The following is a 13055-nucleotide window of genomic DNA, read 5'->3' on the forward strand; positions in this document are numbered from 1 at the left end:
CATGAAACGTGTATTGATGTTTGACGCCATCCCAATGCAAGGCGGCTCGAAAATTGCCAACGCTGAGTTGATTAAACAGTGTGACCAACGTGATGTGATTAGCTATGTCGCGACGACAAATCCAGAACACTGGACTGCCACATTCAGCTCAAACCCTCGCGTACAGGTATTGAAAATCAAGCGTTCTCCAATCACGTCTCATCATGGTATCGCTTATTGGTTGATGAACTGTTTTTACCTGGTGCAACTGATTTTGGTCACGTTCAAACTACCAAAACTCGACTGGTTTATGGGTTTGTCTTCACCAAACAACGACATGCCTTTGTACCTGCTTCGTCTGTTCAATCGCAAACCTATCGTGCAAATGGTGCATGGTCCAGTCGGCGTGTCTCGCTCATCTGGCTACTGCTTAGTAAAAGCGTCTGCGATTCATTATTTATCGAACACTCGTGCTTCCATGATTGATGCGCTTGCTGCCTATCTAAAAATGCCAAAACCGGCGGTAGAGCGTTTTTGGACAACCTTAAACACCTCTTCTTTTGTGAACGGCTTGTCTTCAGAACGCGCACCAAAGCAAGCGAACCCAATCTCTAATCGAGTGTTCTGGGCTGCCAGCCTCTTGAAATGGAAGAATGTTGATTTGTTGCTCGACGCGATGAAGTTGGATGAGTCAGCGAACCTAAACGCGACCATCTGTTACATCAAACCTAACATCGAAGGCGTTGAATGCTCGCAGCCAGATTTTACTCAGGCAAACATCGAATGGCACGAATCACCAGACAACCTTGACGAGCTGCGAGCGCAGTCTGGTGTGTTTGTGTCGACCAGTGAGAACGAACCGTTTGGGTTATCAATTTTAGAGGCGTTAGCCGCTGGTATGTGTGTCGTGATTCCACATGACGACAGCTATTGGGATCGAGTGTTAACCCACGGAAAGAACTGCATTAAATACACACCAAAAGACGCCGCTTCTCTCCACAATGCCATTCGACTTTTAAACGAAGCACCTTGGCTGAAAGTCACCATGGGGATGGAGGCACTGAACGTTGCGAGTTTATACACCGCAGAACGTTGTTACTTCGATATTACCCAACAGCTTTGTACTGACCCGAATAATAAAGCTCAAGACAGCGCAAAGAAGCGCGACAACGTCAAAGGATATGACCATGTCTAAAGCCATGACCAATATGTCACTGTTCGCCATTGCGTTGGTGATCAACAAAAGCATCAGCTTAATTATGCTGCCAGTGCTTCCTCAATTTCTATCGCCAGAGCAAATGGGCAAACTTGAATTACTAACTTCTTTCGGTGTTGTCACTGCCCTACTTGCGAGCATGGCAATGCACGAGGCGCTGTACCGCTTTGTTGGTGTAGAGAAAGACGGCGAGAAGAAAGTGACCATGCTTAACCAGATCTACTCGCTTTCTGTTTGGATCGCAGCGGCGATTGGTTTGGTTTTACTGCTTGCGATTCTAGTTGCTCCGATACCTAGCCCGTTTTCTCAGTTTGAATTTATCGTACTGATGCTAGCTATTATCTTGGAGGGCGCGATTGGTATTGGTACTGCTTGGCTGCGCATGCAAGATGACAAAGCAAAAACGCTGCTTAGCGTGATGGTCACCACCACCGTGCTTCAAGTTGTATTCATTGTTGCCGCTCTGATGATTCACCCACACGTCATTTCTGTGTTACTTGGTGGCCTACTGGCCGCTGTTATCCAATTTACCTGGCTGCACATTATCAATAAATACAGAGTGGTCATGCCTGACATGGCGATCGCAAAGCAACATCTGCATTACTGCATTCCTGTCATGATGTCTGCGCTGGTTGCTTTTTGCTTGAATGGCGCCGAGCGTTGGTTCATTGGTGCGAACGCTTCACTAGCAACACTTGGTGTTTACGCGATTGCAGTAAAGTTTGCCATTGGCATGTGTATTTTGGTTCAACCATTCGGTATGTGGTGGATGCCACGTCGATTTGCGTATCTAGAGCATAATCGTGGTAAAGAAGCCGTTAGAATTTCTCACTTCGGCATGATTTATATTGCAGCACTCACGGTCTTAGTCGGGACCCTTGCCTTCATTATGATCAGCCAGTTTTTACCAGAAACGTATCAAGAAGCCGCGCTTTACACCTTGTTCCTTCTGCCAATCGCTATGATCAAAGAATGGAGCGAACTGCTGAACATCGCGATTCTTTACAAACGTCGCACTCGCTGGTTACTGGGAATCAACGTCGTTGCCGCTGGCGTCGCAATTACTCTTCTATTTTCGCTTTCTTCTCTTGGTATTTATGGCGTATTCATCGCGCTTTACTACGCGCAACTAGCCAAACTGGCGATGACATTCGTGATTGGACAACAGTGCATGCAGCTTCCTTTCCACCTAAGTTTGATGGTCGCATTACAAATCATCTCAGGAGTGGCATTGTTCCTGCTTTACTCTACTCAATCCATTGGAAGCGCGATCGTGATTTGCATTTTGACATGCACACTGCTTGCAGGCATCGCCTTCCGATACATCTCTAAGGAAACACGTAACAATCTTGTGATGAGATTAAGAACGGAAGCGAAAAGAGTGACGTTATGAATGCCACGGATGTGAGACCAACCCAAATCATCGCTGCGATAACCATTACTGTGGTTATCGCTTTAGCGTGGTTGGTGATGCCGCATCCGATTTTGATTGTCGCAATTTGTTTTGCTCCGCTTGCCATCTTGTTTGTGCTCAACCAAACCTTTTGGCTTGTGACTCTGTTCGTCATCTTCTCTTTCTTTCGAATTCACGAAGCGTTTCCGGTTATCTACAACTTCAAAATCCCGCTGTTGTTGTCTTTGGGCGCACTTGGCGCGTTATCTTTTCATCTATTGATCAGTCGTCAGCTATCGGTCTTTTGGCATCCTTCTTTAAAGTGGCTGTTCATCTTCTGGGCGTTAGTCATCATCGGTATTGTGTTCGCCTCAGCACGCGACATCGCGATTACCGTGTTCAAGAATACGTACTGGAAGATCATTGTGATGACACTGGCGATCACTTGGCTTATCACCACACCCAAACAGCTCGCACAAATGTCAAAAGCGATTATCGTTGCTGGGCTGTTGGTCGGACTCGTGGCACTTTATAACGCCGCTAACGGCATTGATATTGTGGAAGGAACGCGTGTGTCGATTGGTCGCTCGTTCGGCTCGGTATTAGGCGACCCCAATGACTTGGCGCTGGTTTTGATGTTCCCCCTCGCCTTTACAGTGAGCCAATTGGTCGAGAAACGGTCGTCCATGTGGCTGCGAGGGTTCGCGCTGCTCACTTGTATCATTCTGTTTATGTCTATCCTTGAGACACAAAGCCGCGGTGGTCTATTGGGAGCACTGTCAGTCTTCGCGTATTTCGCGTTCAAACACATCAAGAGTAAGGCATTGGTTGTCTTCCTAGGCTTAGTTGCGGCTTTGATTCTGTATACTGTCGCTGGGATCTCTGGGCGAGCATCGGGCGGCGCAGCAGAAGCCGGTATTGATGCCTCTGCAATGGGACGTTTGTACGCTTGGGAAGCGGCTTTCAAAATGGCACTCGACAATCCGATAACCGGCGTTGGTTTAGAGAACTTCTACTACAACTATTTCTTCTATAGCCCGCATTGGGATGGCATTAACCACGCGGTGCACAGTACTTGGTTTGGTGTACTGGCTGAAACCGGTTTTGTTGGTTTAGCGGTTTTCATTACTCTGATTGTTTCTCTGGTAAAAACGTCATTAAGTTCCATTTCACTTCTGACTGAGAAGTCGCACTTCACCTTATCTGTAGGTGCAAACGCCGTATTGAGCGGACTTATCGGCACCATAGTCTCGGGGACCTTCCTCACTCAAGGCTTCACTTGGCCGATTTACATACTTGCCGCACTAACCATTGTGATAAATCGCATCGTTCAAACTGATTGTCAAAATGAGAAATCTTCACTCTCTCAAATTAAGAGATAACCTAAATTATTGTTTTAATAATACTTAATTCCTTGGCACGCATCGTGATACGTCTTTGAGTAACAACAACGAATCAATTGGCTCAAGGAGAGAACGATGACAGATATCGTAGTATTTGGAGAAGACTTCGGCGGCTTGCCATCTTCCACTCAACATCTGATAAAGCACCTAGCGAACAACCATCGTATTCTTTGGGTCAACTCGATTGGCTTAAGACAGCCAAAGTTCACACCGAAAGACGCTAAACGCCTCGTAACTAAACTGACTGGCTCGGTCAAACAACAAGACAAGGTCCAAACGCCTCTCGGTCGTGAAGAAGACGCAAACATCCACACCATTACTCTGTTGACGATTCCCGCTCCCAAATCGAAATGGGCACGTAGCGTAGCGACGAAAATGATGAAACATCAACTGAGCAAAAAGCTGAATGAGCTCGGCTTTCAACATGCCATTTTTTGGACATCACTGCCTACCGCTGTGGATATTTGCCGAGAAATGAGCACCAAAGGCATTGTTTATTACTGTGGAGACGACTTTGGCGCACTAGCAGGTGTGGATCATCAAACCGTTTTGGAACATGAAGCAGACCTGATTGATAGCGCAGACCTCATTCTGGCCGCGAGTGACAAACTTGCCGCTGAGTTTCCACAAGAGAAAACCGTCACCCTACCACATGGCGTGGATTTCAGCTTGTTCTCAGAGCCAGCGGCAAAAGCGCAAGATATGCCAAACAATGGTCGTAAGGTCCTTGGTTTTTACGGCAGCCTATCAGAATGGTTAGATTACCGTTTGATAGAGCAAGTGGCCGATCAAGCGCAGGATTGGGACTTGGTCTTTATTGGTCCAAATGAATTTCCTCACAACCCGTTGCCACAACGAAGCAACGTCCATTACCTAGGACTTCGAGCACATCAAGATTTACCTAGCTACTCACAGCATTGGGATGCGAGCTGGCTTCCATTCGTTGATAACGCGCAAATTCAAGCCTGTAATCCGCTTAAACTGTTGGAATACCTCGCAACAGGTACACCAGTCATCAGTACGGCTTTCCCAGCACTTAAGCCTTACCAACACATGTTGCATGTTGTGGCGGACGTAGATGATGTTTGTGCAAGCCTCAATCATTTACTCCCACCACCAGAAGGATCACTCTCGATCATCCAAAAACAAAGTTGGCAATCAAGAGCACGTCAAGTTGAGCAATTAGTGAGGGCGTTATGAACGATTTAAGAGACAACATCACCCTATTACTGCACGGTGCGTGGCGACGTCGTTACCTGATTGTCATTCCGATGTTGGTGTTACCAATCTTGGGGTTTGTCGTCAGTAAAATGATGCCGACGAAATATGTGGCGCACACGAGCATGTTGATTCAAGAAACAGCGAAAATGAACCCGTTCCTTGAGGACCTTGCCGTCTCGACCATGCTGAAAGACCGCTTAAGTGCATTAAGCACCCTACTGAAAAGCCGTCATGTACTGTATTCGGTTGCTCAGGAACAGGGCTTGATTGACGACACCATGGGCCCGAAAGAGCAAGAGTTCATCATTAAAGATCTTGCCAATCGCCTCACTGTGCAACAGCTTGGCAAAGATTTCATTCAAATCCAGTTAACCAGTGGTAAATCTGAAGGCATGGAAGAAGTGCTTGGTTCCGTCAGTGATCATTTTGTTGAGCAGTTGCTTGCGCCAGAGCGCTCTTCAATTAAAGACTCAAGCCACTTTCTTACCATTCACATCGATAAACGTCGTGAAGAACTGGATAAAGCAGAGCAAGCTTTTGCCGAGTACAAAAACGCTTACTCGCACGCGACACCAGAGATGCAAGCACAAAGCCTGACTCGTTTAGCGAGCCTAAAGCAGACATTGGCAGAGAAAGAAGCGGAACTAGCAGGTGTAAAACGAAGCTTGGGTAGCTTGGACCAACAGCTTTCAAAGACCAATCCAGTGATTGGTAAGATTGAGGAGCAAATCATCGAGATCCGCAGTGAATTAACCCTACTTCGCGCCAAGTACACAGAAGCACACAGTATGGTTCAGGGTAAGCTGCGCGAGCTAAATCGCCTAGAGCAAGAGCGTTCAATTCTACTCAACTCAAAACAACCAGAGATGAACAGTAATCAACTTTGGGATATCGCCAGTACAGCAACGGTAAGTAATATTGGTGATGCGCAACCTCTGCTTGTTTCTCAGCTTCATCAATTGCAAATCATGCGCGGTCGATACGAATCGCTTCAGGAAGAAGCCATTAGCCTGCAAAGTATGATTCAGGAGCTAGAAGTCAATGCAAACCGTTTTGGTAGTACCGCAACTGAAATCAACCGTCTAGCTCGCGACGTGACAGTAAAACGCGAGTTGTATGACGAACTGGTTGAACGTTATGAAATGGCACAGCTCACCGGATCTTTAGGTGTGTTTGAGGAAAACAAACGTGTAAAAGTCATTGATGAACCTTACACTCCAACGATTCCTTCCAACCTGCCTGCGTTTGTATTTGTCATTTTGGGATTCATTGGCGGCGCAGGCTTGGGAATTGGCTTAGCAACCATTGCTGAATTAGCAGACAACTCCATTCGCTCTCGTAAAACACTCGAGAAACACCTTGGGGTGCCAGTGATTACGACCATTCCAAAAATAGCCTTTTAGACCGAATACTTGATTGCTCCTTGGTGCGATGGTGTTACTCCATTCGCACCAAGCTGAGCAAGGTGTAGGTTTCAACACTCGCATTCACCTTAAGCAAGCGCATCAATACGACATCTTGCCCTATACTGTGATGATTCAACACGATGAGCTTAGGTTTCGACAACAAAACACGTGCAATCAGAATCTGGTTATACAGCGTTTTATCTAAATGATTTCCAAACTCAGCAACTGCACAATCCAAGCGCTCTGGACTGATGCCGACAAACAAACACACACTGCTCACCTCCTCTTCTGTGGCTCGACGATTGCCATATCGAATGTTGGTCAAAACCGTACCTCGAAACAGCTGACATTGGTCATCGATGATATAAACATACCTACGTAATGAAGAATTGTTTATGGTTCGAATGTCCATTTTCTCCAGCGCCACGTCCCCCATGTAGTCGGTCACGATCCCACTCAATACAGTGCAAATCGCGGTTTTGTTGATTGGGTCGATGCTCGACAGATCAATCGAACGCCCTTTAAAGATATTGACCGATAAGTTTTCACCGGAGAACGGAACGGAGAAATTCTTAACGCACAAACACAGAGCAAGGTCAGTATCGATTTTATGAATCTGACGCTTGTAATTACCCCGCGTGCGACTCATCGCCAACTCCAATCGCTCCTTGGCGACATAGTAAGTGATGGCATAGCCCCAACTGATGGTGATGTCTCTTAGCGCGTTAAATAACAAACCGATGATCAGCATCAAAGTGCCAAAGTTTTGCTCCACCGGATGCTCTTGCCAAACTTGGTGAGTGAACAATAACGCAAGAAGAATACAGAACCACATTGCCGTTTGCTGGGTGAGAACAGCTTGGAAAACGCTATTTTGCTTTGATGTATCACCCAACATCTCGCTGCAGCGATTAAGGCGTCGCCCTTCGCGTTTAATCTGACGAAACTGATTCACACTTTGGTAGCCCATAATGCGCTCGCATAAATGCCCGCTCAAGCGACCTCGGTCAGTACGCAGTGTTAAAGCAAGCTCGGTTAAGCGTGGCGTCAGCGCCAAAGACAACGAGAAAAGCCCAGCAACCACCCAAGACACTTGCCAACTGAAACTCGGCCACAGGTAGAAGATAAGCACGAGATAGCCAATAAATGAAAATCCGCTGGTGACTAACGTCGCCGCCCCTAAACTCGCCCAGTTTTTGATGTTGTTACTGTCGGTGATCATTCGACTCATCGACACACCAAGCCTTCTTGGAGGTTGCTCGTTCTTAGGCGACATCAACTCGGTATAGAGTTGATGTCGTATGTCTTTTAAGTAATGCTGACCAAGCTTCTCGCCTAAATAGCTTTCGACTATCGTCAACAAGTACGCCCCAATTCCCAACAGCAAGAAAAGCACTAGGTTGTTAAATTCCGCATGATGCCAAAGCGTGTCGAGCACCAAAACATTACCGACATTAAGTGCGGAAATGATCAATCCTAGTATCACTAACTGAACCAGCCAGCGTTTTCTCACGCCGGAAAAAAGGGCGTGCAGCTTCATGCGAGTTCGAGCTCCGGTGTCATGCTTGGAAAGTGCAGTAAAGACTTCGAAATACTGGGTTCAATAAGCAAATCTAAGCCATAAACCGGTGTGTCTATATGTTGTGTAATCTCACGGGTAGACAAGGGTGACGCACACACAATACCGCTAACGGCGGAGACGGAATAACCTTGATTACTCAACCACTGGACACCAGCCGTTGCACCTAATGACTCTCTCGCAGCAAAAACGACGTTTGGGAAGCGGGCTTTAAACTCTCGATTCTCAAGTAATTCTCTGGTTTCTTTCTGAAAGATCCCATCGGCGATCTCAACCACAATGGCGTTACAACCAAATCGAATCAACTCCTGAGACAGACGATCGACAATATTCATCAGGTCAAAACTGTTTACTTTAAAGGTGGTGGCGTGACCTGCATCTGTGAAATCAAGCGCAATATAAGCACCGGAGTCTTTCATTAACCAAAGGTCGCCGCCTGCCCCAGTTCCCGTTACCTTCATCGCGCCAACACGATAACCGGCCTTGTTCAGACCTCTGATGATGTGCGCGGCAGAAGTCGTTTTGCCTGCGTTCATAGAAGTACCAACCACCGCTACGCTCGGGACGAGTTCAACTAAGTTCGATTCATCCACAGCGAAATCAGACACATTAATGATTTTGCCTGAGTAGTCCGCAATAAGACCGACAGGTTGAATGACAGTTGGCGATTTGGTCTTCGAATGCCAAGATATCGCTTGGGCAGCAATCCCACCCGCTGCCACCATATGGCACTCTTCGAGTGAACCTGGAACAACAGCTTCAAACTGATCGGGCGCATAACGATGCCCATACGCCAAGATAATCTCGTCCCCTTCAAACAACGCGGCACGTCGTCCGTCCGTTCTCTCTCCAAATTTGTGATGACCAACCTGCACAATTTTCGCCAATACAAGATCACCAGATTTTGGCTTGCTTACCCCATTCCCTCCAACGAGAGATTGCATAAGCTCAAGGGGAACACGACGGGTTACAAAAGTTCGCTTAGCCGAAGCAATACGGTAAGCCTGACTCAACATAATCATAAGAATTCTCCATTTCTACCATCTGTAGAGATGCATTTTTTCAACTCGATTTCCGACTTAGTGGTATCAACGCCCTGAGTATTTGGTCAGGTTTTGCGCTGACAGAAAGCACTGTAGAAAACTAAATGTGAAGCAGTTGTGAAGAACTGATGATTTGAAATAAAAGATTCACAAAACTTATTAGTTAGATTCCGAATAGCTGCTAACCAATTGAATTCTCGCTCCTCTTGGTATGACGAAATTTGAATCTCAATTTGAGAATCGACCCTTCTCGTTTTGACTCACTTTGAAAGATAAGATTTAAACCACTGAATTTTAATAGGTTTATTTCTGGCATACAGACTGCAATGAACTGGATAAGCAAAATTAAGGGAAATGCGCCGAGGGCTCAGGAATGAAAAACTCAGAGACTAAAAACTCAAGCAATAATGGCAACGTGATCGTTCACATCGTTCAGCATCTTGCTCCAGGCGGTTTGGAAACTTTGGTGCTTGAGATGCTTCGCTTTGCCAAAGCCGAAGACTCCGTTTTTGTTATCAGCCTAGAGGGAAACAAACAAACTGCGCTAAATCATTGGGAGAAGTTGGCGGACTTTGAAGACCAACTCCACTTTCTAAACAAGCCGTCTGGTTTGCATCTATCAACCTTCAAGGTTTTGAAAGCAAAATTAAAACAACTGAATGCAAACGTCGTCCATACACATCACATTGGGCCTTTGCTGTACGGTGGCACCGCAGCTCGTTTGAATGGCATCAAAACCTTGATCCACACTGAGCATGATGCGTGGCATTTAAACAATAAAAAGGCCGCGAGACTGCAATCGACGCTTCTTAAAGTGCTTCGCCCTCAAGTCGTGGCAGATGCAGACTTTGTCGCTGACCAAATCACGAATAAGTTGGGATATCAGCGCGTAAGCACCATCCACAATGGAATCGACTGCGAGAAATTCACCGATGGTAATCCACAAAAAGCGCGTGAGTTTTTCGCTCTTCCTACAGACAAGTTCATTGTAGGTACAGCGGGTCGCTTAGAAACGGTGAAAGGACAAGAGATCCTCATCAAAGCCTTTTCTCATCTTCCACAAAACACCCATCTTGCAATTGCTGGTTGCGGCAGCCAAAGAGGCATTCTAGAAGCACAAGTTCGCACACTTGGGTTAGAAGACCGAGTGACTTTCCTCGGGTTAGTAAGCGACATGCCTCGTTTTTATCAGAGCCTCAATGTGTTTTGCCTTCCTTCACTGCAAGAGGGCTTCCCTTTATCCACGTTAGAAGCACAGGCTTGTGGTGTCCCTTGCATTGCAAGCGATGTTGGCGCGGTAAAAGAGACATTGTGTCCACAAATCGGCGCGCTCGTCGAACCGAACAAAGTACCAGTGTTAGCAGATGCACTGTCGCAGCAATTACGACAAACACCACAATCACCAAGAGCACACATTCTTAAACATTTTGATATTCGCAATATGGTAAATCGCTACTCAACATTGGCTCAGGGAGAGAACGCATGATTGATCTACTATGGACGGCTGGTTTTGTTTTGTCTGCGCTACTGATTATCTATCATCACGTCGGTTATCCTTTGGTTTTGAATTGGTTATCGGCACGCAGAGAACAACGAAAAGCGAAAAAGAATGCAAGAAAACAAAACGCAAAAGAGCGCTGCTACAAAGCTTCAAAACATGACTGCACACTGCCAAGTGTCACGGTGATCGTTCCTGCTTACAATGAGGAGCAATGGATAGCAGAAAAAATCCGTAACCTAGCAAGCCTAGACTACCCGAGAGATAAACTGGCCGTCGTCATTGCTTGCGATGGCTGTACAGATAACACCGCAGCGATTGCACAAGATACGATTCAAGAAGCCATCTGCGCAGACACTCTGTTCATTGTGCATGACTATGAGGTAAACCGCGGTAAAGTCGGATTAATCAACGTGGAAATGGAGAGCGTCACTTCAGATATCACCGCATTAAGTGATGTGTCTGCCCTCGTCTCTTGCGATTCGCTTTTGTTAGCCAGTCAGCATTATCAAAATGAGAAAGTGGGAGTGGTGAACGCAACCTATCAAATCATGGCGACACAGAACCAAGGCGAAGCAGCTTACTGGCAATATCAATCGAACGTGAAATACAAAGAGTCATTGATCGGCTCAACCATTGGTTCTCACGGCGCATTCTATACCTTCAGAACCAAACTGTTTTCACCATTAGAGCTTGAGATCATTAACGATGACTTCATTTTGCCAATGCGCATTGTGCTTCAAGGTTATGACTCCGTTTATGAACCAAAAATGTTAGCCATCGAACTGGAAGAAAGCTCGGACAGTTCAGACTTCAAACGTCGCCTACGTATCTCGGCGGGTAACATGCAGCAGTTCTTGAAACTGAAAAAACTGTTATTACCTCGCTATCGTGGCACTGCATTTGCATTTCTATCGGGAAAGGTACTGCGTCTTGCGACACCTTACTTAATGATTATGTGTTTGGTGAGTTCGTTACTGCTGATTCACTACCCAGCGTTTCAATTTCTGATGCTGGCACAACTGGCAGTCTACTCAGTTGCTCTCATCACTTACTTAGTACCAGTATTAAATTTGTTTAAGCCATTTAAGTTAATCAATTACTTAGTGGTTGGACACATAGCTAACTTCGCAGGCGGACTACGCTACCTACTTGGAATGGAAAACGGACGCTGGAAGCGCGTTAATCAATAAGGAAAGCATCATGAAAACTTCACGCTACGACTCAAATATTCATCTAGCAAAACGCGCTTTCGATGTGGTTGTTTCACTGCTCATCTTGCTCGTCACCATGCCGATTATGCCTTTGATTACGTTAGCAATTGTGATGAACTCAAAAGGCCCTGTGATTTATCGTCAGCTTCGTGTTGGACGCTGCACACCGGAAAAAATGGATCTGTTTGAAATTATGAAATTTCGAACCATGTATGTGGATGCAGAGCAACGCTCTGGTGCGGTATGGGCTTCTGAGAACGACCCACGTATCACTCCGGTTGGACGCTTCCTACGCAAAACTCGCTTGGATGAGCTTCCACAACTGTTCAATGTGCTAAAAGGTGAAATGTCTTTGATTGGCCCTCGTCCAGAACGCCCTGCTTTCTATCAAAAGTTGGAAGACGAAATTCCTTATTTTGTTGAACGCACATACGGAGTGCTACCTGGCATCACAGGTCTAGCGCAAGTAAACCAAGGTTATGACTCTTGTATTGAAGATGTTCGTCGCAAGGTAGGTTTCGACCACAGTTACGCACTGAGCTTGAGTTCTTTTTACTCGTGGATTTCCATGGACATTGCCATCATGAGCAAAACACTAGTGGTGATGATCGACGGTCGCGGTCAGTAAACCATAGAGGCTCAACTAATTAGAAAGAAACAAAGAATGAAGAACCGTTACTCTTGCCATTGGCGGCGCATATTCTCTACCGTCGCTGATGGCACACCATGAATGCTTTCATACTCACCCCGGCAAACCTGCACTTCCACTTCAATCTGCTTTTTCTCACAGTACTTCAAATACCGTTTCATCTCCCAATGGCGCACAAACGTGTTACTGACGATCACAGTTTTTCCTTTGCTTAGCCATTTGCGAGTTTGTTGAAAGCACCACTCATGCGCATCAGCCAGCTTTGTGCCATCAAAATGGTATTCGCCAATTTCATTCTCAAAATACATGTCAGCTTCAAAATGTTTTGCTTTGAGCTGTTTGGACAATTTCTTGGCAAGTGTCGTCTTACCAGAGCCCGGTAAACCACGGATTAGAAGAAGTTTCGCGTTAGACATAATGGGATGATTTCAGTGAAAAACCAGCAAACTGTACG

The 13055-nt window shown here is 46.1% G+C and carries 11 protein-coding genes; 8 read left to right on the forward strand and 3 right to left on the reverse strand.

What is annotated here, in order from left to right; translation table 11 throughout:
• Position 1: 1 nt before the first annotated feature.
• The 5 genes from KJB05_RS09810 to KJB05_RS09830 all read left to right on the forward strand — a co-directional run bounded on the left by KJB05_RS09810 (position 2) and on the right by KJB05_RS09830 (position 6615).
• Positions 2–1174 carry a glycosyltransferase family 4 protein gene (locus tag KJB05_RS09810; protein ID WP_208444089.1) on the forward strand — a complete coding sequence of 391 codons (1173 nt, stop codon included), beginning with the start codon at positions 2–4 and terminating at the stop codon, positions 1172–1174.
• Positions 1167–2588, forward strand: a complete 1422-nt coding sequence (locus tag KJB05_RS09815) for a lipopolysaccharide biosynthesis protein (RefSeq protein ID WP_208444090.1) — start codon at positions 1167–1169, stop codon at positions 2586–2588. The genes KJB05_RS09810 and KJB05_RS09815 overlap by 8 nt, the downstream gene beginning before the upstream one ends.
• Complete coding sequence (locus KJB05_RS09820) at positions 2585–3970, forward strand: O-antigen ligase family protein (RefSeq protein ID WP_208444091.1); 1386 nt, start codon at positions 2585–2587, stop codon at positions 3968–3970. The genes KJB05_RS09815 and KJB05_RS09820 overlap by 4 nt, the downstream gene beginning before the upstream one ends.
• 96 nt (positions 3971–4066) lie before the next feature.
• Positions 4067–5191 carry a glycosyltransferase gene (locus tag KJB05_RS09825; protein WP_208444092.1) on the forward strand — a complete coding sequence of 375 codons (1125 nt, stop codon included), beginning with the start codon at positions 4067–4069 and terminating at the stop codon, positions 5189–5191.
• Positions 5188–6615, forward strand: a complete 1428-nt coding sequence (locus KJB05_RS09830; RefSeq protein WP_208444093.1) for a chain-length determining protein — start codon at positions 5188–5190, stop codon at positions 6613–6615. Before KJB05_RS09825 ends, KJB05_RS09830 begins: the two co-directional genes overlap by 4 nt.
• A gap of 34 nt (positions 6616–6649) precedes the next feature.
• Here the strand turns inward: KJB05_RS09830 and KJB05_RS09835 are convergent, their stop codons facing one another.
• Positions 6650–8158: an ABC transporter ATP-binding protein gene (locus KJB05_RS09835; RefSeq protein WP_208444094.1), complete on the reverse strand. Its 1509-nt coding sequence runs from the start codon at positions 8156–8158 to the stop codon at positions 6650–6652.
• A complete protein-coding gene (locus KJB05_RS09840; RefSeq protein ID WP_208444095.1) occupies positions 8155–9219 on the reverse strand; it encodes a molybdopterin guanine dinucleotide synthesis B family protein in 1065 nt (354 codons plus the stop codon). Before KJB05_RS09840 ends, KJB05_RS09835 begins: the two co-directional genes overlap by 4 nt.
• A gap of 394 nt (positions 9220–9613) precedes the next feature.
• Between KJB05_RS09840 and KJB05_RS09845 the strand changes: the two genes are divergently transcribed.
• From KJB05_RS09845 to KJB05_RS09855, 3 genes are read left to right on the forward strand one after another with little or no spacing between them, the layout of a single operon-like run.
• Positions 9614–10726 (forward strand): glycosyltransferase, encoded by a 1113-nt coding sequence (locus KJB05_RS09845; RefSeq protein ID WP_208444096.1) that lies wholly within the window; start codon positions 9614–9616, stop codon positions 10724–10726.
• Positions 10723–11931, forward strand: coding sequence for a glycosyltransferase family 2 protein (locus KJB05_RS09850; protein WP_208444097.1), 1209 nt, complete (start codon positions 10723–10725; stop codon positions 11929–11931). The genes KJB05_RS09845 and KJB05_RS09850 overlap by 4 nt, the downstream gene beginning before the upstream one ends.
• A gap of 10 nt (positions 11932–11941) precedes the next feature.
• Entirely contained in the window at positions 11942–12580 is a 639-nt protein-coding gene (locus tag KJB05_RS09855) for a sugar transferase (RefSeq protein ID WP_208444098.1), read from the forward strand.
• 47 nt (positions 12581–12627) lie between these two features.
• On the opposite strand, the gene KJB05_RS09860 is transcribed toward KJB05_RS09855, so the two are convergent.
• Complete coding sequence (locus KJB05_RS09860; RefSeq protein ID WP_208444099.1) at positions 12628–13017, reverse strand: ATP-binding protein; 390 nt, start codon at positions 13015–13017, stop codon at positions 12628–12630.
• Positions 13018–13055: the final 38 nt, after the last annotated feature.

The sequence above is a fragment of the Vibrio sp. B1ASS3 genome (genome assembly GCF_905175355.1).
Classification (GTDB): Bacteria; Pseudomonadota; Gammaproteobacteria; order Enterobacterales; family Vibrionaceae; genus Vibrio; species Vibrio owensii.